This window comes from Kordia sp., from assembly GCF_965224175.1.
Taxonomy (GTDB): domain Bacteria; phylum Bacteroidota; class Bacteroidia; order Flavobacteriales; family Flavobacteriaceae; genus Kordia.
The window spans coordinates 5312144-5336458 of record NZ_OZ245041.1 but is presented as its reverse complement, the minus strand read 5'-3'; the positions used below and the strand labels follow the sequence as shown (position 1 = coordinate 5336458).

Genomic DNA, 24315 nt, shown 5'->3' with positions numbered 1-24315 from the left:
TACAGAACGTTCGTTTTTACGTATATAGTATCTATAACTTAAAATAAATTCTCATTAAAAATTTAACCCTAAAATATTCCCTATTCAACCTTTTTTAATCCCAATTCAGCAGAAACTGCTTTCCTATATATAGATTCTAAAACATATTTGTACATCAAAAAAAACGAACAGACAAAAAACAAACAGTTATGTTAAAAACACTACTCAACACTATTTTATTTCTTGCTAGCTTCTCTATGCTTGCACAAAGTACGATTACAGGAAAAGTAATGGATCAATCTAAAGAAGTATTGTCTTTTGCAAATGTTGTACTTTATGACAGCGAAAGCAACAAACCACTAAAAGCTGTCATTGTAGAAGATAATGGAACGTATACTTTTACTAATGTAAAAAATGGAAATTATGTTGTAGAAGCTTCTATTTTTGGTTTTAAGACTCAGAAATCTATTGTATTAAACATTGATGCAAAGAAAAATGTCACTTTCGATTTTATTTTACAAGAAGATATTCCTGAAAATCTAGACGAAGTCGTTGTGGTTGCTAAAAAACCTGTCATTACACAAAATGCTGAAAAATTGGTTGTTAACCTAGAGAATTCAGAAATGGTAAATTCTAATGTACGTGATATCATGAAGAAGATGCCAGGAGTTTTGGTGACTAATGGAAATATCAGTTATGCCGGACAAGGAAATGTACGCATTCTTATTAATGGTAAGCAAACAAATTATATGGACATGCAAACGTTATTGCGTGAAATGCCTGCTGATAATATTGCAAAGATAGAATTAGTGCAACAACCTGGTGCAGAATATGATGCCGACGGTTCTGGCGCTTTGATTAATATTATTTTAAAGCGTAATGTAAAACTAGGAACGTACGGAACTTTAAAAAGTATGGTAGGTTATACAAACGATTTTACATTTAGAAAAAGTGCTTCGATTGCAAGTTTTAAAGATAAAATTAATTGGCAAGCAAGCGCAAGTTATTCGCGCGGTTCTTGGCGAGAAGATTTACAAATTATACGACGTGTTGGAAATGATGTATACGATCAATTTTCACGCTCTCCTTTTGATCCAAATACATTACGATTGAGTGCTGGATTGGATTATTACATCAATGAAAAACATACTACAGGAATTAGCTTGCGACGTACAGGAAGTTCTTCAAATCGTGTAACAGATAATGTAACAAACATTACAAGCAACGGAACGTTAGATGTATTAGAAACTGATAACAGATTTGAGCGCGACTGGAAATTGTATGTCATCAATCCGTATTATGAATATGATGATGAAGTAAACAAAATTACTTTAGATTTTAATTATGTAGATTACAATTCTACCAACGAAAATAATTTATTGCAAATTGGACAAAGCAATATTGCTTACGATAACCAACGTTATTTTCAAGATGCAGATTATAATATTTATACTTACCAAGCAGATTATAAGCGTACATTAAGCGATAAAGCTACAGTAAGTGCTGGATTTAAATATTCGAATGTGGATTCGGATAGTGACTTACAATCCTTAGTACAAACAAATACTGGAGAATTTGTAAATAATGTGAACCAAACCAATCGTTTTATAATTGATGAAGATATTATGGCTGCCTATGCAAAACTGAATGTAAAACTTGACAAATGGTCTTTTTCTGGAGGATTGCGTTGGGAACAAAGTGAAACAACAGGAACTTCACAAAATTTGAATACTTCTTTAGATAGAACTATTGCGAAATTATTTCCAAGTTTGAGTGTTTCTAGAGAAATTACAGATGAAATTGCTGCAAATATTGCGTATAGTTACCGCATTCAACGTCCGTCGTATGAAACCTTAAATCCATTTGTATACTACTACGATCCATTTACATTTGAAGAAGGAAACCCAACCTTGAAACCTGCATTAACGAATAGTTTTCGTTTTAATTTAACTTATGAAAATCAGCCGTTTTTTGGCATCAGCTACAGCAGAACTAATGATACCTTATTTGAACTGATCTCACAAAATGATACTACTTCTGAAACATCGCGTTCTGTAATTAACTTAGCTAGAAACGAAAATTGGAGTTTCAACTTTTTTGCTCCCTTAAGTTTTATAAAAGGATTGGAAGGTTATACAGGAATTATCGTGAATTATAATCGTTTTATGTCGGAAGAATTAACGCCTGTTTTAGATAACAAAAAGTGGAATATGACTTGGTTTACAAGCGCCGAATATAAGTTACCATGGGGAATTCAATCGGAAGTTTCAGGTTATTATACTTCTGGCGGATTTGAAGGACAAATTGAATTTGATTGGATTGCTGGATTGGATATTGCCTTCAGTAAAAAATTCATGAACGATCAATTGAAAGTAAGCGTAGAATTAGAAGAAATCTTAGATCGTAAATTCAATGGTGCTATCAATTATGATAACATCAATGCAAATATAATTAGTGATTTCCCTAGAAGAAATGTGTTTTTACAATTAAGCTATAGTTTCGGAAAGAAATACAACAAAAAGAAAAATAGAAAAAATAGTGCTGGCGATGAAGTTGATCGTATTAAAACGCAACAATAATAATTTTTACCCTATTTTTAAGGACTCATTATGAACACAAAACTCAACAGATCTGATTTCATGCTCTTTCTCATTTATTACAGTATTTCTGTATTAATGGCAGTATATGAGTATATTGATAGAGAAAACGATCTTATAGAATATTTCCTTGACATTCCTACATTTATCATATTAGATGTAGGAATGATTCTAATCTTTATGTATTGGTTACTGCCTGATTATATCATCAATAAAAAGAAATATTTACATTTTACATTTTGGTCAGTATTACTGATGACTACAGCTGGTTTTTTAGAAAATGCTATTGGATTTTATAGCGGCGGACATGATTGGAGTAAATTTACTTTTAACTTTCAGAAAATTTTAAATTACATTTCAAATACGGCTGAAAGTATGGGTTTACCATTTGGATTGTTACTTGCTAAAAAGTATTATGAAAATCAAGTATTATTTAGCACGATACAGCAGAAACAAAAGGAAAACGAATTGAAGTTATTGCGCTCACAAATCAGTCCACACTTTTTGTTTAATAATTTGAATACGCTTGATGCTTTGATTGATAGCGACACAGAAAAGGCAAAAGAATATATCAATCGTTTATCTTCATTGTATCGCTATTTAATTCAGACAAAAGATGCTGAAGTCATGGAATTGACCGAAGAGATGAATTTGGCAGAGAATTATATCTTCTTGATAAAAACACGTTTTGGAAACGATTATGAGTTTACAATTACTAAAAATGCTTCGCTAGAGCATAAATTTGTGCCTACAGGCGCCATTCAAACGTTATTAGAAAATGTAGCAAAACACAATCGTTCGCAACATGGAAAAGTCATTACTGCAACATTAACTATCGATGAAGATTGGCTCACTATTTCTAATACAAAAAGTATGATTAAAACCAATCAAGAATCACTAGGAACTGGGCTAAAAAATTTAGAATATAGATATACATTATTATCTGATCAAAAACCTATAATCACGGATAACGTGAGTGATTTTACCGTAAAAATTCCAATTATTAAACTCAGTGAAGAATCTTAAATTTATGAGTTCGATGCGAATATTAATTTTAGAAGACGAAATTCCAGCTTACGAAAAGCTTACCACACATTTAGAAAGCTATTTTAACGAATCGTTTGCTCATGATTGGGCACGTTCTAATGAGAAAGCACGTGAGTTTCTGTCTCAAAATAATTATGATTTTATTTTATCAGATATTCAATTGTTAGACGGAATTTCTTTTGATGTTTTTAATACAGTAAAAATTGATTGTCCTATTATATTTTGTTCCGCACATGATGAATATTTGTTTGAAGCTTTTCGTACGAATGGAATTGCATATATTTTAAAACCATATACAAAAGATGACATTAGTCAGGCATTGAACAAGTTTCAATCGTTTTTTAAGGCAGAAAGTTATCAACCAATTCATGACGAAACGATCAATCTTTTAAAATCTGCATTGAAGCAAGAAGAAACGAATTATAAAAAGCGTTTTGTCATTAAAAAATCAAAAGGAATTCAACTGTTAAGTGTGAGTGACATTAGTTTGATTGAAGCTTCCGGTGATTTTTGTATGGCTGTAGATCATTCTGGTAAAAAATTCCCGATTTCACACAATCTAGGAACCATTCAACAAATGCTAAATCCTTTGAAGTTTTTTCGTATCAATCGTAGTCAAATTGCACATATTGAATACATTGAAAATATAGAAAGTCACTTCAAAAATCGTTTGTTAATTCAACTTTCTGGAATCAAAGAAAAAGTAATGACAAGTTCGTCTACAACTTCAGATTTTAGAAAATGGTTGGAACAATAGGAAATTTTCTAAATGCTAAATTTTAAATGATGAATGTTGAATCGCTAACGCACTTAGAAACTACAACTCTTTAAAACCAAAAACCGTCTCTTCGAGTGATTTTTCGAAATAAAATGGAGAAAAATAGTATCGAGAAGTACTTGAAAATGCTAAATTTTAAATGATAAATATTAAATTACTACATTTCCTATAAACTCTTTAACTTCATACTCCAATCGTCTCTTCGAGTGAAATTTCAGGATGAAATTTTGTATCGAGAAGTACTAACAAAATAGATTCGCCGCTCAAACTAACGTTTAAAAACACCTAATTAACCTGTTTTTTCTTCTTGTAATGAACTTGGTAACGCCAGTAACTCAATCCTCCATAAGCCAACCAAATAAAAGTAGCCGTAATTACAAATGGTAATCCTAAAACTGCGTCTCCAGTTGCATACGAGTGCAATCCGCTAAGGACAAAATTCACCCCAAAATAGGTAAATAAAATAGAACCGAAAGCAGAAATAGACATCCAATTAAAGAACCAACGTCCACGCAATCCTGGTACCAAACGCATGTGCAATATAAATGCATATACCATGATACTAATTAACGCCCATGTTTCTTTTGGATCCCATCCCCAATAACGTCCCCAACTTTCATTAGCCCACATTCCTCCAAGGAAGTTTCCAATAGTTAACATCACTAAACCAACCGTAATTGCCATTTCATTGATAATGGTAATTTCTTTAAGATTCAATTCCATACGTTTTTTGTTCTTCTCATTCGTTAAAATGATGAGCAATAAAGAAACAATTCCTAAAATCATGGCCAATGCAAAAGGTCCGTAACTTGCAACAATCACTGCCACGTGAATTAGTAACCAATAACTGTTTAGTACAGGTTGTAAGTTAGCAATACCTGGATCAAGCCAGTTCATATGCGCTCCCCATAAAATCATAGAAACCACAAAAGTAGTTGCAGAAATTGTTAAATCTGACTTTCTACCAAATAACAATCCAAATAACATGGTTGCCCAACCTACGTAAATCATAGATTCGTACGCATCACTCCAAGGTGCATGACCAGAGATGTACCAACGAACAATTAATCCAGCTGTATGCGCTATAAATAAAGCGACAACAAGCCATTTGAAAATTTTAATTATCAAACGTAAACCTTTGCTATCATTCAGAATTTGTGCAATGATGAAGATAAACATCAACAATCCAACCAATAAATAAAACATCATTAGTTTCTCGAAAACATTGTATTTATTGTACGTGATTTCTGCATCAACCTTACTTAAATCTGGTAATACTGCACTTCCATATTCTTCCTGACGTTTTCTGAAGCTTTCGATCATTTTATCTGCTTCAGTATAATCTCCCGTTTTTTGAGCAGCATTTAGAATTAAGGTATATACTGGAATTGCGTTTTTCACATAACGCTCATACAGTGAATCTTTTGGTTGAAATTTATATGCTTCAGGGTTAATTCTGTATTCTTCTCCCGAAATCCACTTGTTATTTTCGTGACCAGGAAGAGGAAATATTTTTAATACTTCTCCAGAAACGGCTCTGTTTAATAAACCAAGTTTTAAATCAGAATCTTTAATTGCCTTTTCATATTGATTTGGCGTATTTGATCTGTATGCTTCCTCTAAATATGGTGAAAGTTTGTATTGTCCTTTTTCATCAAAAAAGTCAAGTAACATAGCATAATTATCACTTTTTTCAATCCCAATTATGTTACGCAAACTATCATCTTTTTTGCGTCTCATGTTGATAATATTGGCATTATACCAAAGTTTTGGATATTGAATCATAGACAACAATACCTGATTGGCAGAAATACTATCTTTAAATGTATTTGATTTACTTAGCTTACGAAGTAATTCTTGCGCGTACGTATTTGCTGGTTTCATACGTCCGTCATCATCTTGAATGACCAAACGTCCAAACTTATCAGCGTGTTCTTTAGGAACTATATTTGCTATAATGATAGAATCTATCTGTGCATCTGTGATCGTTTGTGTAACCACTTCGTGATCATGACCTTCTCCAGGTGCATGATTATGTCCTGCATGACTATCTTGTTGTGCAATAGTATCTTTTTGTTGTGTTGTATTTTCTGGAGATGCTTCTTGTGCGAATGCTCCAAAACTTAAGAACATTAAAACAACGGCTATTAAGTTCTTCTTTCGTTTTTTCACTTTTTCTAATTGCTTTTTTAAATCTCCAAAACGTGTATTCTTATCAAATAAAATCACCATTAAAGCTAAATAGAGTAAAAAATAGCCCAAATACGTAATATTAGTTCCCCAATAATCATGACTTACCGAAAGAATTGTTCCTTTTTCATCTCTATCAAACTGCGCTTGGAAGAAACGATATCCTTTGTGATCCATAATGTGATTCATATAAATATCATAATCAAACGAAGGTTCATCATTTAAAGTAACTCTACTCATAAATGATTTATATCCGCCACCTTGTGGTGTTCCTGGATAACGTTCTGCGATAAAATCGTTAAGTTTTATACTAAAAGGAAGTGTCATTTGTTCTGCTCCAAAAGACAGCCAAAAATCGAGTCCACCAACAGTGACTTTTACAGGCGGATTTGTACGTCCTTTTCCACCTATAACTCGAACTTCTTCTGTTTGTCCTTCACTAGTAACTTCTAAAACAATGGCATCTGCTTGATCTTTTAGTTTTTCAGGAGTTTCTACAACGCCTATTTTTCCTCTTACAGTAGGTTCAGGAATTACAAATTGTAATCCAGCTAATGTATACAACGAACGCAGTTGAAAAGGTTGTATGCTATCTTTATATACTTTTCCTCTTTGCTGTGCAGCCATAACCATATATTCACCTTCAAACGGACTTTTTATGGTGTAATTTCCATAATCGTCTGACATAATATTGATAGCTCCATCTACAGGATTGTTGAACGTAATAAGTATATTATGTAAACTCTGTGCTTTTGCACCTGATTTTAGAAAGTGATTGTGACGATCTCCTCCACCAGATTCTACAATTTTCAGAAAATCTTCACCATTATCATCTGGTAAAATACCTTCTTCAGCTCCTTTTATGTATCCTTTGTATGCAATTTTGAATGGTTGTCCGTTAAAATCTTTATGCCAAGGGAAATTTTCTTGAAGCCAAGATCCTGCTGCAATTCCTTCAGGAGAAATTAGATAATCACCTTTTAGAGTTCTACGTCTTGGTTTTCCATTTATTTCGCCATCCACCATTGCTTTGATATACGTTTTTTCGGAAAGAAACGTATTTTCTGTTGCACCTTCGCGGATGGGCATTACTCCTTCATAACTGATGTAACGAGTGATAAATGCACCAAGAATGATAAAAATAAATGATAAGTGAATGAGTAAGGTTGCCCATTTTTCTTTGCGGTGAAGTCGGTATCTAAAAATGTTTCCAAAGAAATTAATCATGAAGAAAATCATAATTATTTCAAACCACCATGCATTATAAACGTAGATTCTAGCTGTTGTTGTGCTATATTCGCTTTCAACAAAAGTTCCTATTCCCATGGCCAAAGCGAATACAAAAAAAAGGACGGCCATTAATCGTGTAGAAAAGAGAATATTCTTGATGATATTACCCATTATGTAGCGTTATCGTTTAGATCAAAATTTCAGTATGCAAAAATACGGTATTTTACATAATTTAATGTCTATTTAACATTCAATTTTATGCTATTTAGGAATATTCTAAAAAGAAAATTTTATTTTGCTGTTCTGGCTTCAAATAATTTGATGTAAATGAAAGTGCCCATTTTTCGAGCTCTGTTTTTTGCAATGCTCGTTTTATCGCCTTCAAAAAGTTCGTCAAGCGTTTGAATCCAATGGTTTAACCAAATTCCAAAGTGATGTTCAGTGATGATATTATTAACAGCTACATCAACCTCAACATGTTTTTCTAAAGGATTTCCCTTGTATTTATTCACAAAGAACAAACTGCTCTCCCAAAAATCTGTCAAATGTTCTAAATGTGCGTCCCAATGTTGAATACGATTATTAAAAATTGGTCCTAATACCTCATCTTTCCTAATTTTCGCATAAAATGTTGTGACCAACAAGTGTACATCTGCTCTATTTTGAATATCGTCTTTCATGAACGATTTGCTTGTTTTTTGATTTCGTAAACACTGATCCACAATAATACAACTACTTTTATAATTTCTAATAAAACATAGTTGAAATGTAAAATGGAATCTTCTACAGGTTGTTGTTGTACTATTCTTAATGCTCTATCGTCTAAAACAGGAAGTAAAATAAACGTTTGAATCAGAATAATTCCCAATAAAATATGCAGCAAATAGTTTCTTTTAAAATTCCTTGAAACTAATGTAAGTATAGTAAAGATTACTAAAAATGTAATTTCTATCCTGTTTAATACAGTAAAAATAATTCTACCAATACTAACGCCGACACGTGTATCAACTAATTCGGATTGGAATTTTAGTGGCGCTTCCATAAAACTGATCGCCAAGACCATTCCAACCCAAATTAATGTGAATATATATTTGTGCGTTTTTAAAAAATCCCACATAAATACGATTACTTATATTAATAAAGTCAACTACTTCAGGGTAAACTCACGAAGCATTGAATAGAAACAATTAAAAATATTTCTACGCAAACGTCGAAGCACTTAAATCTCGATTATCGAGTAAATACGTTACACTGCATTGAATACAATGAAAAACACATTAAGCACCAAACTTATAATCAACAAGTTAAACACCCATTTCTCTCTTAACTGTGCTAATATAGCTGCATTGTAGAACGATGTAAATATTACACACAAAAATAATTGTATTAATCCTGAAATAGTGTCCAATCCGTTCATTAAAATATACATTGCAGCAACTCCTCCGATACAACTTTGTAGGATGATTGTTAACGGAATGTACATTGTATATTTATCTTTAAATTCGTTGTAATATTGTGTATATAGTGTCATGATGTTATGATTTTGTTTTGTTCATGACAAATATCCACACTCTAAAAATCTTAAAATATGATATTGGTCATATTTGCTTTTTTGTTTGATAAAATGGCTTAGGTTTGTATTTATTTTATAAGAAAATGGTTGACAAGAAACAGTTAAAGCTTAGTATCATCACTCGAAGTAGTTCGTTAATTGATGTGATCGATAGATTAAAAGAAATTGATTTAGATACAAATCTCGATGATGGAACAGCCTTAAATTACGCGGTTAATTACCAAAAAGAAGACATTGTTAAGTATCTTTTAGAAAATGGAGTCAATCCAAATAGCGCTCAAAAATCAGGATTAACACCGCTAATGTCTGCTATTGAAGCAGAAAATATGACATTGATCAACTTACTGTTACAATACAATGCTGATGTAACATTGCGACATAAAAAAGGAGCAGACGCTCTTTTTAAAGCAATACACCAAGATAATATTGAAATCATAAAATTACTCTTGCAACATGGAGCTAATCCATATTTGGAATATAAAAATTATACAAACTATCAAGCGGTTATTGATATGAACCGAGATAAAAATATCCTTACACTGTTTGAAAACTATAAAAATTAAAAAGTAGTTCTTTAAAATTTTAAAAACCACAAAGTGTTCTTATTTTTGCGGCATGATAAAAATGGTCATTTTAGGTGCTGGAAATTTGGCGCAACATTTATATACTGTATTTCAAGCTACAGAAAGTTTAGAAGTTGTTCAGGTATATAACAGAAGTCAAAGAGCATTGTCTTATTTCGATTCGGTTCAGACAACTACAAGTTTAAAACAATTAGTAGAAGCTGATGTATATGTAATCGCTGTTGCAGATGATGCAATTCCTACTATTGCCAACAAATTACCGTTTACAGATCGTTTGGTTGTACATACTTCCGGAAGTGCGAGCATGCATGTTTTACATAAGAAAAATAGACGTGGAGTATTTTATCCACTACAAACTTTCACCAAAGGTATAAAAGTTGATTTTTCTACAATTCCAATCTGCTTGGAAACTGGTGAAAAGCCAGATTTTAAAATTCTAAAAGCTGTTGCAGATGCAATAGGAAGTGATTCGTATAAAATTAGTTCTGAACAACGTCGTGCATTGCATGTTTCTGCTGTTTTTGTGAATAATTTTAGTAATCATATGTATCGAATTGCACATGAAATTTGTGAAGGCAACAATGTTCCTTTTGAAATTTTGAATCCACTAATTCAAGAAACTGCCCATAAAATTAATACATTAACACCGTATATGGCGCAAACTGGACCTGCGAAACGCGGCGACGAAAAAACTATCAACGATCATTTAGAAAAACTAGATAAAGACATTCACAAAGAAATATATACATTGCTCACGCAATCAATTGCAAAAACCTATGGAAGATAAAAGCTATAAAGAATATTTGAATCACATTACAACCTTCATTTTTGATGTTGATGGCGTACTAACCGATGGAACAGTTACTGTCACTTCTTCTGGCGAAATGTTGCGTCGTATGAATATTAAAGATGGATATGCCCTTAAAACTGCAGTAACAAAAGGCTATAATGTTTGTATTATTTCTGGAGGAACTAACGAAGGCGTTCGTAAGCGTTTACAAGGTTTAGGTATTACAGATATTTACTTAGGTGCGCATCAAAAAGTAGTACAATTAGAAGAATACATCACTAATAAAAACATCAAGCTTGAAAATGTTTTGTACATGGGCGACGATATTCCTGATGTTCCTGTATTAAAACAAGTTGGTTTATCTTGTTGTCCACAAGATGCAGCCTATGAAGTGTTAGAAATTTGTAAATACATTTCGCATGTTAACGGCGGAAAAGGTGCTGCAAGAGACGTTATTTCACAAGTTATGAAAGTACAAGGAACTTGGGACAAGAATTTTGACGCAAAGTACGATTAAACCAGAATTCATGGCAAAGTTTTTACAACTCATTCGTTTTCCAAACTTGGTCATGATTGCCTTGACGCAATTCCTCTTTTACTATTATTGGATTGTTCCTTTTGACAGTTCTTGTTTCATTAGAAAACCTTTTTTTTTATATGTTGTATTAGCTACCATTTTCATCGCGGCTGGTGGAAACATAATCAATGACATTTTTGATGTAAAAACAGATCGTATTAATAAACCTAAACGTATGTTTATTGACACTTTCATTTCCAAAAGAAAAGCATATTTGGTTTATTTTTTGTTCACTTTCGTTGGAATTGGTTTGGGAAGCTATGTTGGCTTTGCAATTGAACGTTGGTGGATTTCGTTGATTTTTATTGGAATTGCTATCATGCTATTTTTATACAGTTCACACTTAAAAGGTATTCCATTAGTTGGGAACATTGTAGTTTCTGCTTTAGTAGCAAGTAGTTTGTTGATTCTAATCATGTTTAAAATTGAACATAGAATTAATAGTAAACATATTCACCTTTTTGAGACTGTTTCTGTTGTTGTGATAAAAACCTTTACCATTTTTGCTTTTTTAATTAATTTAATACGTGAACTTGTCAAAGACAATCAAGATGTAAATGGTGACTATAACGCAAATTTAAAAACACTTTCTATTGTTTTAGGAAGAAATAGAGTGAACAAAATTGCTGCTGTTTTAGCTGGTGTATTGATTGTTTTTATATTGTACATTATAAGTGAATTTCTTCAAGAAAAAACGATCACAACAGTTTATGTATTAATTACAGTATTATTACCACTACTCTATTTTATCATCAAAATTTGGCAAGCAGATACCAATCGAGAATACCGAATACTTTCCATGTTGTTAAAACTAATTATGTTATTTGGAATTCTATCTACTGTTGTACTTTATTATTTTGATCCAATAGAAGTTTTCTCTTCTAAATTACCTTAAAAATTATGTTAGCTACACTTTCTAAAAAATATCATATCATTTTAGCTTCTGGCTCGCCAAGAAGACAACAGTTTTTTAAAGATTTAGGATTGGATTTTGAAATTCGTCTTAAATCTGTGGAAGAAGTGTATCCTGAGCATTTACAACATCATGAAATCTCTGATTATCTCGCACAATTGAAAGCGTCAGTTTTTAAAGATGAATTAAAAAACAATGATATTTTAGTCACTTCAGATACGGTGGTTTGGCATGAAGGCGTTTCGTTAGCAAAACCACAAGATGCACAGGAAGCGTTTGATATGATTAAAGTAATGAGTGGAAAAAGTCATGAAGTGATTACTTCAGTTTGCTTTACAACAGCAACTTCTCAAAAAGTAGTTCATGAAATCACCAAAGTTTATTTTGAAGATATGACTGACGATGAAATTTGGTATTACGTCAACAATTTTAAACCCTTTGACAAAGCTGGTGCATACGGCATTCAAGAATGGATTGGTTATACTAAAGTTTCACGCATAGAAGGTTCGTATGCGAATGTTGTAGGTTTACCAACACATTTGGTGTATAAAGTTTTATCTGAGATTGAAATGTTGTTTTGAGATAGCAAATTTTGAATGCTAAATGTTAAATTGTTTGATTATGATGATAATCTTTAGAATTCAAAACTGTTCTAGATACACCAAATCAGAGATTTTGCACTCGAACTAACGTTTAAAAATTTAGATTCAAACTCAGTTTCACAAACCGTCACTTCGAATAGTTTTCCCAGAAAACTGTATCGAGAAGTACTCTGAAATATAAAACGTTATTTCAACTTCTCTTTTAAAATCGCTCGTTCTTTACTTTTAAAGGTTGTTTGAATTTTGTCCATATATTCCAACGCTTTCAATGCTTTCCCATTTTCATCAAACTTTATATGGATTAATGTACCATACCAATAAATTTGCGGAGTAAATCGTGTTTTGCTTTGTTTGATAGTTCGTAGAATAGCAATTGCTTCTTTTTCTTTTCCCAGATTTAATAAGCTCATCGCTTTGTAAAACAACACATCTACATTTGGCTTTTTTTGATCAGCTAAAACTACATCAAACTCAGCAATAGCTCTTTCAAAGTTTCCGTTTTCATACGCTCGCAATGCTGGAGAAAGTGTCGTTTCAATACTTTCACCTCGTGTTATAGGTTGTAATGCGTTCGGATATGGTTCAAAATAAGTTGCATATAAAGTTTCGTTGGCATTAGCTTGCTGGATGATGTAATTTCCAATCAAACCAAAAAATAAAATTAATATAGCAGCAACAATAAAACGTTTATAACTTCTTGATGGTTTTTCAATAGTTTCTGAGTCATTTTGCGTTGCTTCAAGTGTTTGTAATTGTGACTTCAATACATCTTTTTCGTGTGACGTAATCGCAGCATGTACATTTTCAAATTCAGCCACAGCTTTCACAAATTCAGGATCAGTTTCAAGCAACGAATCAAATTGTTTTTGTTCCGTTTTGTTTAAAGTTCCTAGTATGTATTTCTGAATCAATTCTTCGTTCTCCATCAATTCGATTTTATCAGTGCTATTAATTTTTTCAAACACCTCGATTTGTGACTTTTCACTGTGTTTGCGTCTTTGTAATTTGTTTGTTCTATGATTTCTTTTACGGTCAAACTGCGATAGTAAAACAATTTTAAAATATGCTGACAGCTTTCGCCTAAATGACCAAAATACTTTCGCAATTGAGTTTGTTCTTTGGTTAATGTGATTTCGTCCAAGACAATTTCTTCGTAATCATCTTCAATCAAAATACCACCAACTAATAGCTTTCGCTCTTTCAATCTATCATAAATTTTATGCTTTCCAATACTGAACAAATACGTTTTTAAGGTACTTTTTTCTAATTGAACTTTTTTTCTCGTAAAGTTTTGATACATCGCAATAACGCTATCTTGATACACATCAATCAAGTCTTCTCTGTCCAAATTGAATCGCAAACCATAATTTATAAAAGCATCTTTATATAATAGATATACTTCTTCTAATGCGGTTTTATCATCATTCCGCAATCGTATTTGTACATCTAGTTGTTGCTTTTCCATTCAGTGTCGTATCAAGACAAAAGGTTAACTCGAAAAATAAAAAAAAGAATTTTGTTAACCTTTCTCTCTGTAAATATATAAAGAGGAAACGAAACGTAATAATCATGAAAACAATTTTTAAAGTAAGTGTTTGTGTTTGCTTCTTGTTAGCAGCTCAAAACGGAAATTCGCAACTCTTGAAGCGAATACAAAATAAAGTAGAAACAAAAGTTGAAGAAAAGTTAGAACAAAAAGCTATGGAGGAAGCTGAAAAAGCTGCCGATAATATGCTTGACAAAGTTTTAGGGAATAAAAAAGCTAAGACCAACAAAAATACGGGCAATTCATACATTTTTAATCAAAGCATTACTATAGAAATGCAAGCCGATGGAAGCGATAAAGCACAACTTGATTTTTTGTTTGATAGCAACAACGCAAATGTACTTTGCATGAAGTTAGATGATAATGGTGACGCTTCCATGGGACAAATTTATACAGTGATTACTCCAACTTCTAGTACAATGTTTATGGACATGCCTGGAATGAAGATCAAAAAGAAAGTAGCCAATGACGAACTAGGACAATTGGATTATGCAGATAAAGTTCCGCAGAAAAGTGATTTGATTAAAACAGGAAAAACAAAAACGATTCTTGGTTATACCTGTTATGAATATGTATATGAAAATGAAGGAGGAAAAGTAAATGCTTGGGTTACGAATAACTTCCCTATCAAAGGAAAATTCGTTCCAATTTTAGCAATGAAAACCGATGGTCCATTTGAAGGCTTTGTGTTAGAACTAAACTATAAAACGAATACGGAAAGTAGCTCGGTAAAAGTGATCAAAATTGACACAAATACGAATGTAAAAATTAACGTAAACGCTTATAAATCGATGTAATATGAAACATTTATTCTATATATTATTTTTATTCACTACGATTGCTTTTTCGCAAAGTAAAAAACATTTTATCTCCATTACATTTAGTGACGGACCATTAAAAGGCACACATACCTTTTATCCTGAAAAAGGAAACTATGCAAGTCAAGCAAATATTGAGTTTTTTGAAGGCGCTAGCAATATAAATGCTTCCAAATTGATGACTAAAGATGGTTTTCAAGTACACTACATCAACAGAAATATAATGGGCAAACCAACAGTTGGAACACATCAACCAAAGAAAAGTACTTCTGGTTGTGGAAGCTTGAATTTTATTGACCTCAACAATATTAAATCTTATAAGCGTATTAATGGAGATTTTTCAGGTTGTAGCACAACAAAAATCACACATGTTACCGCTTGGAAAGAAGGAGTCGTTAAAAAACGTAGAATCGTTTCTGGGGAATTTGAAGATACACTTACTATGGAAATTCGCATGGATGATGGTTCTAAAAAAATGATGACAAGCAAGGTGAAAGTGAGTTTTTCCGTGAATCAATCCAAAATGAAATAATCAAAAAAACACAAAATGAAAAAAATACTACTCGGACTTCTCTTATTTATAGGGCTGCACGCAAATGCTCAATATAACTTTGAAGAATTAGAAATAAACCCTAATTCCAATGGAAATTCTTCTCCACATAGTTTTGTAGAATTTAATGGAGAAATTTACTTTAATGCCTTTAATGATAATTCTGGTAGAGAATTATGGAAAACAGACGGTACACAAGCTGGTACAGTATTAGTAAAAGACCTATATACTGGCACAAGTTTTTTTCAGCAAAATAGCGGAGATCCTAGGCGGTTAACTGTATTAAATGGTGAATTGTTTTTTACTGCCAAAACCAGTGCAGAAGGTAGAGAGTTATGGAAAACAGATGGTACTGAAGCTGGTACAGTACTAGTTAAAGATATTTTAACTGGTGTTGGAAACGGAGTAGTTTCAGGCTACCAACCTTTTACAATCTTTAACAATAAAATTGTATTTATAGCAGATGAACCTGGAACTTCTAATACGTATCTGTATGAATCTGATGGAACCAATACGGGGACAAAACCCATTTCAACATTAGCTCAAATGTGGTTTAGTTCTCAAATAGAATCAGACATTTGCGTCTATAATGGTTTTCTAATCTTTGAAGGTAGAAACTCAAATGGAGCTAATTTAGGGAGAGAATTATGGAAAACAGATGGTACACAAGCTGGTACAGTATTAGTAAAAGATATTAATCCTGGCTCTTCCAATTCGTTTCCAAGAGAAATGACAGTTTTTAACAATATCGTATATTTTCATGTAGAAGATAATACACATGGTGATGAACTCTGGCAAACCGATGGTACACTAGCTGGAACTTTACTTGTAAAAGATATCAATCCTGGAGTTGTAGGAGGCATTGGAAGCTATGCAAAATTCACTGAATTTAATAATAAGTTATATTTTTTAGCAGACGATGGTATTCATGGTAGAGAAATCTGGTTTACAGATGGAACTGAGCTAGGTACTGAAATGCTTTTAGATATAAATTCAACAGGAAACCAATGGTCTATTCCCATAGGAGATGGTACACAACAAACTTTTTATGTATTCCAGAACAAATTATACTTTAAAGCTACTGACAGTTTTAACGGAGGAAATATTGCAGACAACTTAGAACCTTGGGAAAGTGATGGAACGGCTTCTGGTACTAATATGATTAGCGATTTAAATACTTCTGGAAACTCTATGAACGAATACAACTATTTTATTGGCTACAATGACAAGCTTTTCTTTACTACGAATGATTTTAGTAATGCAACATTAGGAAACCTATATGTATATGACTTGACAAACACCCCAATAAAAATTTCACCACCAAACACAACAGCAACAGATGTAGGCACTGATTTTCTTAGGCCTATTGTCTTTAATGAAAGCTTATATATAAGTGCTTCTTTTGAAATTAACAACGTAGATAAAGGATCAGAATTATGGAAAATATCAGATAGCACATTGAGTACTGATATTATAGAAGAGGAGAAAATTTCTATCTATCCAAACCCAACATCTTCAATATTAAAAATTAATTTTTCTAATAATGATATTATAAAATCGGTAAAACTATACAATGTAATAGGTCAAAAAATGATTTTTAATATTGACAGACAGAACAATATAATTGATGTTAGTGATCTTGCCAAAGGAGTTTACATTTTGAATATAAAGACTGAAAACAAAAACTTCACAAAAAAAATCATTAAAGAATAACAATCATTAACATGAACTCACAAATGAAAATACGATATTTATTTCTATTTCTAATTCTTTCATATACTGGGAATTTGTTTTCACAAACACGTGGAATCAATTACAAAGCCTTAATTTCTGATAATATTGGTACGCCACTTGCCAATCAATCTGTCACTGTACAATTTACCATTTTAGAAGGCAACATGGCAACTAATGAAGTCTATAAAGAAACACATGCAACAACTACTGACAGTAATGGAATCATCATTGTAAATATTGGTGAAGGAACAAATCTTTCTGGAGATTTTCAAACCATAAATTGGGGATTTGACACACATTTTGTAAAAACAGAAATAGACACAGGAAGTGGTTTTATTGACTTTGGTACTACTGAATTCAAAACAGTTCCGTACGCATTGTATGCAGAAAACACTGGTGGATCAGGCAATGTAAGTCCATTTACTGAATCTACACCTAATAGAATTACAGCAACTAATACCAATGCAAATTTTGTCGTAGGAAGCCCAAGTTTGGAAGACCAAAACAATGTAAACTTAGACAGTCGTATGTTTTTTGACAAATCAAAAGTAGCATTTAGAGCTGGCGCTGTTGACGGAGTTCAATGGAACAATTCCAATCGTGGTTTGTATTCCTTCGCTGCAGGAAGAAACAATACAGCAAATGGCCTCGCTGCTACTGCTTTTGGTACAAATAATCAAGTCGCTGGTTCAAGTGCTTTAGCTTTGGGAAGTCAAAACACAGTGAATGGTTCTAACTCTTTAGTGGCAGGCTTTGGAAATATATCTAGTAATCAAATTAATGCGCAAACGGTATTAGGTAAATGGAATGAAGTAGAAACGGATGCATTACTCATCATTGGAAACGGTGCTGATGATGCAACTCGTAAAAATGTATTGAGTGTAAAATCTGATGGAAATATCATCGCAAATGATTTAGATGTTATAGAAATTACACAACCTAATGCTTTAGCCACAAAAGCCTACGTAGACGCCAACGCAGGAACTATCAGTACAGGTTTAGAACAACTCGACGAAGGCAATGGAAATGGTTGGCGATTGATTGGACAAGATTCGAATAACTTTGGAAATATTGGGTTAAATGCAGTTGATCTATCTACCGCAACTTTTCCAAGTACAACTTATGGCGCAACAGGCAGTTATGCGTTTTCAGCAGGAATCGTAACTACTGCTTCTGGATTTGGTGCTACTGCATTAGGAAATGGAAGTTCTGCAACTGCTGACAATGCTTTTGCTGCTGGTGGCGCTAGTACTGCTTCTGGAGAAAGCAGTGTGGCTTTGGGAAGAGGTACCATTGCTAGTGGAGATTATAGTTTTGCCGTTGGTGAAAATTCACAAGCAACTGATGAGTACGCAAATGCATTTGGGAATAATTCTGTTGCAAGTGGATTTTCTTCTTTTGCTGTTGGTGGTAGTACAGCTTCTGGAACTTATTCAGTGGCTTTTGGAGGTTCTACAGCAAGTGGAAATACATCTTTTTCTGCAGGAGCAAATAATTTTGCTGGTGGACAAACATCGGTTGCTTTAGGAAGATTTACAAGAGTAACAAATGATTCTGCTACAGCTATTGGTTTATTTAATGAAGATGATACTAATGCTTTATTTATGATTGGAAACGGAACTGGAGTTACAGCTAGAAACAATGCTTTTTCAGTAATGGAGTCAGGAGTAGTCAATATTGATAATTTAGCAGGAACAGGAACACGTACTGTGAGTGTTACCGCCAATGGTAACTTAGTAGCCAACTCAACTCCTGATAGTGATATTCTAGTCATTACTCCTTTTGATTTTAATAAAGAAGATGTTGGTGGTAGTGGTATTACAATGACAAGACATCGAATTGATGGCGCCTATATTAGCGTACCTGGTGATGTATCTGAAATTTATGCTCCTATACAATTTCCTAAAAATGCTGTTATAAGAACTGTAGAATTTATTTACAAAGACTCTAATACATTTTCAGGACGTGCGTTAGAATTCACTATCGGATTTCAACAATTTAATGCTTCTAACAATAGTACACAATCCTTTTTTGTGGCAGGAACTCAATTAAACACCAATAGTTACAGTCCAGCAAACCGAATTGCTACTGCAAACAATGTAAATTTTCCTATTTCAGGATTTAATTCTAGTACGTATAGAGCGTATTATGTTCGTATTAAACCAGTTTCAGGCGGTTCATGGTCTGGAACTTCTGATACCGCAATTCAACAAGTGAGAATACATTACACATATTAAAAGTAGCATTATGAATTATTTTAAAATAGTACTTTTTCTCTGTACTAGTATTGGATTTGGTCAAACCGTAGAAAGAAGTTCTTTAGATTCTGGTGGCGCATCAAGTACAGCTTCCAATTTACAACTAATGTATAGTATTGGGGAAAGTAATATTCAGGAATTCACTGGAAGCTTTAAAGTTTCTGAAGGATTTATCGCACCAAGTTTTAAAATCAAAATTGACCCCATTGTGTTTTTACAAGGTCCTTTATTTTCCCAAAATACTACTGGTTTAATGAATGACGATTTGCGTTCCAATAATTATATCCCAACCACAAGTCCGTATGCAGATAATGCTACTGTAGATACTTCAGTATTTACTATTACAGGTAACAATGCTATTGTAGACTGGGTTTGGATAGAATTAAGACAAGAAAATAACAACACAAAAATAGTTACGGCAAAATCAGCGTTATTACAACGCGATGGAGATGTAGTGGCTTTAGATGGTAGTTCTACATTGGTATTAAATGCGGCACTAGGTAATTATCACGTAGTTATTAAACACCGTAATCATTTGAGTGTGATGTCTGCGAATCCAATTTCACTTTCAAAAAACAGCACTACCACAGTCAATTTTACAGATAATTCAATTGCAAGCTTTGGATCGAATGCTCAAGTAGAATTAGCAAGTACAGAACTAGCGCTTTGGGCTGGAAATGTAAATGGAGATGATATAGTACAATATTCAGGAACTAATCCAGATGTTCCGAGCATTTTATCAGAAGTATTAAATAATTCTGGGAACTTCCTAAATTTTCCAACATATATCGTTCAAGGATATAATATTCACGATATAAACATGGATGGTAAAACCCAATATACAGGAACCGAACCAGATTCTCCTTTAATTCTTCAGAATGTATTAGCACATCCAGGAAATTTTCTAAATTTTAGTACCTATGAAATTCAAGAACAACTACCCGAGAATTAAAAAGCATAAAACAATCTCTTTTATTAAAAATTAACAATGTCGGTTTTTTACGTTTCGAATTGTTATTTATATGGACGGTTGTGAATCAAATACATACGATTCGCATACCGTTCGTGTAAAATTTGATGCAATTCATACATTAATAACGCAATCTCACAAATTAAACACAATGAGTTTGTTAAAGATTATGTAAATTGAAGAAGATTCCCTAAAACAACCAATAAGTGAAAAAAATTATACTTTGTATTATTATTTCATGTCTTTTTTCTTCGCAGCAGTTTTTGCATGCGCAAGAAACACCTCAAAATATACTTAAAACAGTAACCGCTTCTTATAATGCGAAAAACTATACTGAATGTATTTCACTTACAGAGAAAGCCATTGAAATAGTATCAAAAAACAAAAACCAATTAGATAGTTTATCTACAGCTAACTTGTATTTCTACAAAGGTGCTTCCGAGTATTATTTGCAACGCTTTGATGTTTCTATTGCGTCTTATAATAAAGCTATTTCCTATTGTCCAACTTCTGATGAAGGATTGAATTACAAAGCAGAATTGTACTATGAACGTGCATTTTCAGAACATGGATTGGGAAGTTATCTCGATTCCTATGAAAGTTCTAAAAAAGCAGCTTCTATCATGGAAACTGTGCAACATCCTAATTACGATTATGTACTTTCTATTTACGCAGATATTGCAGGTTCGGCAGCAGATTTTGGTTTTCAAGAAGAAGCTTATAATTATTTGAATAAAGCACAACAATTATATGCAACACATAAAAACAGTATTAAAACGGCTAAAAGTGAAGCTTCTAAACCTGTGCTGTTTCAATATAAAGCTGTTGAAATCATTAATAATAAAAGCGTTTTCACGGACAAAGATATTGCTACAATTAAAAATCATGTTCAAAACTTAGAAGCTCTAAAACGTCAAAAAAGATTCAATAGTGCGGAAAAACGTATGTATGCCGTCGCGCTAAATATGTTGGGCGATGCGTATTTGCGAAAAGAAACAGTAACGAATTCCGATTGTAAACTTGCACACAAAAACTTAAATAAAGCGTTACAAAATTTAGAAGCAACTTTTTTTGAAACACATTATTATCAATTTCAATTCAATAAAGTGAAAGCTTTTCAATTCGAAAAGAAATATGCGCAATCATTACGGTTCATGAATGCATTGCTTGCAAGGTTACCAAAAAATGATACACGTCTCTCCTATTTTGAAGCTGAGAAAGCCAATATTTTAATTGCTTTAGATGACAAAGAAGAAGTCATTCGCTCATTAGAAAAATCAATTGCTGCAATTCATGCAGGTAAAAATCCGTTAAAAAAAGAATATTCGAATTTTGTACCAAGTTACGACTTGAATGAAACTGGTTTATTGGTAAAAATGGCGGCTAAAATTGTAGAGAAATATCCAAAAGATGCAACTGTACTTTCGCTTGCGTCGAAAATGTACAAATTAAGTTTGATTCAGTTTGAAAATTGCTATCGTGAAGAACGATTTAATGATAAATTGACAACTTATTATCAAAGTGCTGTTGGCGGAATATTAAAGCTCAAAAAACTTGGTTATGGTCATAAAGATTTCAATATAGAAATCCTGTTAAACCGAATGGAAATAATTGAAAACCGACTGGCTTGGAAAAAATTTCATCAAAGTAGACTGTTGAATGAAGCCAATATTTCTGATACGTTAGTGCAAAAAGAACAAACAATACGCAAAGCTTTGGTATTAGCAAAACGCAGAAAAGATACTGCTGCTATTTTTGATTATGAACAACAGTTGAAACAACAATTAGCCACACTTAAACAACAATTTCCTAACATTGCCACTTTTGCTTTTGAAACTTTTGATATTAAAAAGATTCAAGCAACTATGAAACCTTCGCAAGTCATTGTGAAATATAAAAAAATGGGCAATCAATTGATAGCTTTCAAGATCACAAGTGATCGTATTGATTTTTATGAATTAGCCAATTCAGCTAGTATTTTGGCTGATGCTGAAACCTATTATAATCAAATAAGTAAGCAACAAGAAAACAAAGAAATAGCACATACTTTGTATAAAAAGTTATTTCCTTTTAACATGAAGGATTTTACAGCATATACCATTATTCCGGATAATGTATTACACTATTTACCCTTTGAGACTTTAATCACGGATAATAATCAATATTTAGTTGAAAACGCTGCTATTAATTATGCCACACATTTAGTGTTTGTAAATCATACTAAGTATCCAAATCAGACATTAAAAAATGATGATATTGTTGTATTTACACCACAATATCAAGAGAATGAGTTTGACACAACTTCAATTGCTTTACGTGATAATGAGTATCGTTTGTATGGTGCCGAAAGTGAATCTAAATTACTGACTTCTATTTTTCCAAGTAGATTGTTTGAATCTATTTTTGCAACGAAAGATAATTTTATAAAATATTCACGCAAAGCTAAAATCATTCACTTGGCAATGCATGCAAATATTAATAATGAAACGCCAGAATTGAGTCATTTGGTTTTCAATGAAAATGACAACGATTCTAAAATGTATATTGAAGAATTGTACGGTTTGCATCTCAATTCAGATTTAGCCGTTTTAAGTGCGTGCAATACGGGCAAAGGAAAAATAGATGCTTCCAAAGGAATGGTTTCGCTCAATCGTGCATTTACGTTGGCTGGCGTTCCGTCTACTGTAGCTAGTTTATGGGAAGTTCCAGATAAAGTGACACAGAAAATTATGGTTGACTTTTACAAAAATCTAAAAAAAGGAGAAAGTAAAGCAACTGCGTTGCAAAATGCTAAAGTGAATTATTTAAAAAATACTGATGACGCTAACTTTCAAAAGCCTTTTTATTGGGCAGGATTTGTATTGCATGGCGATTCTGCGCCAATTCAACTAGAACAAGAAGCATCATTTAATTTTATCTGTATCATTGCTGCTATTTTAAGCTTAATGATTATTGTTATTGTGAGTTTCCGAATTAGAAAAAACACCTTGAAGTTGTTCTAAGTTATTAGCGCATATTGTTTTTTATTTCGTACACAATATTATCTTCATTATCACTATCTTTTTTTCCTAAAACAATAGAAAACTGATTTTTTTCAAGCAATCGTTTAGAACTTTCGTTTCTTCTATCTGTATAGGCTTCAATCGTATCTAATTGCAATGTATGGAAACCAAATTCCAAGATTGTTTTTAATGTTTCATTCATGATTCCTTTTCCTTGAAATGCTGTGCTCAAATCGTATCCGACTTCAGCAGTTTTTTTATCTTCAGAAAAATTCCAAAGACAAATACTTCCAATCATTTTAGGATCATTTTGCTTCGTAATAACCCAATGATAGACCGTATTTGTGTCAATATTATTATTAATTCTTGTAATGAATTTTAAAGCAGCTTCTTTAGATGGATCTATAGGTCTTTTTATAAATTCATTCATTTTTTTGTCTGAACGTATATAGGAAACCACTTCCCAATCAGATACTTGTAATCGTCTTAAGAGAAGTCGTTCTGTCTGTATTTCTGGAAAAGTGTTGGTGTTCATATTATTGCTTTGGATTGGCGCTTTTTGTAAAAGAATCTTTAT

At 32.5% G+C, this 24315-nt stretch carries 21 protein-coding genes; 14 read left to right on the top strand and 7 right to left on the bottom strand.

From position 1 onward, the window contains the following. Positions 1-188: 188 nt before the first annotated feature. Genes ACOQOS_RS23415 through ACOQOS_RS23405 form a run of 3 tightly spaced genes read left to right on the top strand, consistent with a single transcriptional unit; the run spans position 189 to position 4380 of the window. Positions 189-2558: an outer membrane beta-barrel protein gene (locus tag ACOQOS_RS23415; protein ID WP_420572859.1), complete on the top strand. Its 2370-nt coding sequence runs from the start codon at positions 189-191 to the stop codon at positions 2556-2558. Between the two features lie 30 nt (positions 2559-2588). After that, on the top strand, positions 2589-3602 hold the full coding sequence (locus ACOQOS_RS23410; protein WP_420572858.1) for a sensor histidine kinase: 1014 nt from the start codon (positions 2589-2591) through the stop codon (positions 3600-3602). Between the two features lie 13 nt (positions 3603-3615). Further along, on the top strand, positions 3616-4380 hold the full coding sequence (locus ACOQOS_RS23405; protein ID WP_420572857.1) for a LytR/AlgR family response regulator transcription factor: 765 nt from the start codon (positions 3616-3618) through the stop codon (positions 4378-4380). Positions 4381-4686: 306 nt separating this feature from the next. On the opposite strand, the gene ccsA is transcribed toward ACOQOS_RS23405, so the two are convergent. From ccsA to ACOQOS_RS23385, 4 genes are all read right to left on the bottom strand, one after another. Then, complete coding sequence (gene ccsA, locus ACOQOS_RS23400) at positions 4687-7992, bottom strand: cytochrome c biogenesis protein CcsA (protein WP_420572856.1); 3306 nt, start codon at positions 7990-7992, stop codon at positions 4687-4689. A 119-nt stretch (positions 7993-8111) separates the two neighbouring features. Continuing rightward, a complete protein-coding gene (locus ACOQOS_RS23395) occupies positions 8112-8501 on the bottom strand; it encodes a group III truncated hemoglobin (RefSeq protein ID WP_420572855.1) in 390 nt (129 codons plus the stop codon). Then, entirely contained in the window at positions 8498-8938 is a 441-nt protein-coding gene (locus ACOQOS_RS23390; protein ID WP_420572854.1) for a hypothetical protein, read from the bottom strand. The genes ACOQOS_RS23395 and ACOQOS_RS23390 overlap by 4 nt, the downstream gene beginning before the upstream one ends. Positions 8939-9067: 129 nt before the next feature. After that, the gene (locus tag ACOQOS_RS23385; protein WP_420572853.1) at positions 9068-9352 is read right to left on the bottom strand and encodes a hypothetical protein; all 285 of its coding nucleotides are present in this window, start codon (positions 9350-9352) and stop codon (positions 9068-9070) included. A gap of 125 nt (positions 9353-9477) precedes the next feature. Here ACOQOS_RS23385 and ACOQOS_RS23380 point away from each other — a divergent pair, with 125 nt between their 5' ends. The 5 genes from ACOQOS_RS23380 to ACOQOS_RS23360 are packed head-to-tail and all read left to right on the top strand — an operon-like array spanning position 9478 to position 12839. Beyond that, positions 9478-9957, top strand: a complete 480-nt coding sequence (locus tag ACOQOS_RS23380) for an ankyrin repeat domain-containing protein (RefSeq protein ID WP_420572852.1) — start codon at positions 9478-9480, stop codon at positions 9955-9957. Between the two features lie 52 nt (positions 9958-10009). Next, positions 10010-10765 (top strand): Rossmann-like and DUF2520 domain-containing protein, encoded by a 756-nt coding sequence (locus ACOQOS_RS23375; protein ID WP_420572851.1) that lies wholly within the window; start codon positions 10010-10012, stop codon positions 10763-10765. Continuing rightward, entirely contained in the window at positions 10755-11285 is a 531-nt protein-coding gene (locus ACOQOS_RS23370) for a KdsC family phosphatase (protein WP_420572850.1), read from the top strand. The genes ACOQOS_RS23375 and ACOQOS_RS23370 overlap by 11 nt, the downstream gene beginning before the upstream one ends. 10 nt (positions 11286-11295) lie before the next feature. Continuing rightward, entirely contained in the window at positions 11296-12240 is a 945-nt protein-coding gene (locus ACOQOS_RS23365) for a geranylgeranylglycerol-phosphate geranylgeranyltransferase (RefSeq protein ID WP_420572849.1), read from the top strand. A gap of 5 nt (positions 12241-12245) precedes the next feature. Further along, positions 12246-12839: a Maf-like protein gene (locus tag ACOQOS_RS23360; protein ID WP_420572848.1), complete on the top strand. Its 594-nt coding sequence runs from the start codon at positions 12246-12248 to the stop codon at positions 12837-12839. Between the two features lie 206 nt (positions 12840-13045). Here ACOQOS_RS23360 and ACOQOS_RS23355 read toward each other — a convergent pair whose 3' ends face one another. Together ACOQOS_RS23355 and ACOQOS_RS23350 are read right to left on the bottom strand one after the other, a co-directional pair. Further along, positions 13046-13786, bottom strand: coding sequence for a hypothetical protein (locus ACOQOS_RS23355; RefSeq protein WP_420572847.1), 741 nt, complete (start codon positions 13784-13786; stop codon positions 13046-13048). Beyond that, positions 13786-14325 carry an RNA polymerase sigma factor gene (locus tag ACOQOS_RS23350; protein ID WP_420572846.1) on the bottom strand — a complete coding sequence of 180 codons (540 nt, stop codon included), beginning with the start codon at positions 14323-14325 and terminating at the stop codon, positions 13786-13788. The genes ACOQOS_RS23355 and ACOQOS_RS23350 overlap by 1 nt, the downstream gene beginning before the upstream one ends. A gap of 104 nt (positions 14326-14429) precedes the next feature. On the opposite strand from ACOQOS_RS23350, the gene ACOQOS_RS23345 reads away from it, so the two are divergent. The 6 genes from ACOQOS_RS23345 (at position 14430) to ACOQOS_RS23320 (ending at position 23738) form a co-directional block, all read left to right on the top strand. After that, a complete protein-coding gene (locus tag ACOQOS_RS23345) occupies positions 14430-15203 on the top strand; it encodes a DUF4412 domain-containing protein (protein ID WP_420572845.1) in 774 nt (257 codons plus the stop codon). Between the two features lies 1 nt (position 15204). After that, positions 15205-15756: a hypothetical protein gene (locus ACOQOS_RS23340; protein ID WP_420572844.1), complete on the top strand. Its 552-nt coding sequence runs from the start codon at positions 15205-15207 to the stop codon at positions 15754-15756. Positions 15757-15771: 15 nt separating this feature from the next. Then, complete coding sequence (locus ACOQOS_RS23335; RefSeq protein WP_420572843.1) at positions 15772-17487, top strand: T9SS type A sorting domain-containing protein; 1716 nt, start codon at positions 15772-15774, stop codon at positions 17485-17487. Positions 17488-17510: 23 nt separating this feature from the next. After that, positions 17511-19745, top strand: a complete 2235-nt coding sequence (locus ACOQOS_RS23330; RefSeq protein WP_420572842.1) for a hypothetical protein — start codon at positions 17511-17513, stop codon at positions 19743-19745. A 10-nt stretch (positions 19746-19755) separates the two neighbouring features. After that, a complete protein-coding gene (locus ACOQOS_RS23325) occupies positions 19756-20718 on the top strand; it encodes a hemagglutinin protein (protein WP_420572841.1) in 963 nt (320 codons plus the stop codon). 224 nt (positions 20719-20942) lie between these two features. Continuing rightward, positions 20943-23738, top strand: a complete 2796-nt coding sequence (locus tag ACOQOS_RS23320) for a CHAT domain-containing protein (protein WP_420572840.1) — start codon at positions 20943-20945, stop codon at positions 23736-23738. Positions 23739-23742: 4 nt separating this feature from the next. Here the strand turns inward: ACOQOS_RS23320 and ACOQOS_RS23315 are convergent, their stop codons facing one another. Next, entirely contained in the window at positions 23743-24273 is a 531-nt protein-coding gene (locus ACOQOS_RS23315; protein ID WP_420572839.1) for a GNAT family N-acetyltransferase, read from the bottom strand. Positions 24274-24315: the final 42 nt, after the last annotated feature.

Coding starts and splice junctions, on each gene's coding strand:
- ACOQOS_RS23325 (WP_420572841.1), top strand. CDS start 19,756: ATGAATTATTTTAAAATAGTACTTTTTCTCTGTACTAGTATTGGATTT.
- ACOQOS_RS23315 (WP_420572839.1), bottom strand. CDS start 24,273: ATGAACACCAACACTTTTCCAGAAATACAGACAGAACGACTTCTCTTA.
- ACOQOS_RS23380 (WP_420572852.1), top strand. CDS start 9,478: ATGGTTGACAAGAAACAGTTAAAGCTTAGTATCATCACTCGAAGTAGT.
- ACOQOS_RS23350 (WP_420572846.1), bottom strand. CDS start 14,325: ATGGAAAAGCAACAACTAGATGTACAAATACGATTGCGGAATGATGAT.
- ACOQOS_RS23415 (WP_420572859.1), top strand. CDS start 189: ATGTTAAAAACACTACTCAACACTATTTTATTTCTTGCTAGCTTCTCT.
- ACOQOS_RS23370 (WP_420572850.1), top strand. CDS start 10,755: ATGGAAGATAAAAGCTATAAAGAATATTTGAATCACATTACAACCTTC.
- ACOQOS_RS23345 (WP_420572845.1), top strand. CDS start 14,430: ATGAAAACAATTTTTAAAGTAAGTGTTTGTGTTTGCTTCTTGTTAGCA.
- ACOQOS_RS23355 (WP_420572847.1), bottom strand. CDS start 13,786: ATGGAGAACGAAGAATTGATTCAGAAATACATACTAGGAACTTTAAAC.
- ACOQOS_RS23360 (WP_420572848.1), top strand. CDS start 12,246: ATGTTAGCTACACTTTCTAAAAAATATCATATCATTTTAGCTTCTGGC.
- ccsA (WP_420572856.1), bottom strand. CDS start 7,992: ATGGGTAATATCATCAAGAATATTCTCTTTTCTACACGATTAATGGCC.
- ACOQOS_RS23335 (WP_420572843.1), top strand. CDS start 15,772: ATGAAAAAAATACTACTCGGACTTCTCTTATTTATAGGGCTGCACGCA.
- ACOQOS_RS23340 (WP_420572844.1), top strand. CDS start 15,205: ATGAAACATTTATTCTATATATTATTTTTATTCACTACGATTGCTTTT.
- ACOQOS_RS23330 (WP_420572842.1), top strand. CDS start 17,511: ATGAAAATACGATATTTATTTCTATTTCTAATTCTTTCATATACTGGG.
- ACOQOS_RS23385 (WP_420572853.1), bottom strand. CDS start 9,352: ATGACACTATATACACAATATTACAACGAATTTAAAGATAAATATACA.
- ACOQOS_RS23395 (WP_420572855.1), bottom strand. CDS start 8,501: ATGAAAGACGATATTCAAAATAGAGCAGATGTACACTTGTTGGTCACA.
- ACOQOS_RS23390 (WP_420572854.1), bottom strand. CDS start 8,938: ATGTGGGATTTTTTAAAAACGCACAAATATATATTCACATTAATTTGG.
- ACOQOS_RS23365 (WP_420572849.1), top strand. CDS start 11,296: ATGGCAAAGTTTTTACAACTCATTCGTTTTCCAAACTTGGTCATGATT.
- ACOQOS_RS23375 (WP_420572851.1), top strand. CDS start 10,010: ATGATAAAAATGGTCATTTTAGGTGCTGGAAATTTGGCGCAACATTTA.
- ACOQOS_RS23410 (WP_420572858.1), top strand. CDS start 2,589: ATGAACACAAAACTCAACAGATCTGATTTCATGCTCTTTCTCATTTAT.
- ACOQOS_RS23405 (WP_420572857.1), top strand. CDS start 3,616: ATGCGAATATTAATTTTAGAAGACGAAATTCCAGCTTACGAAAAGCTT.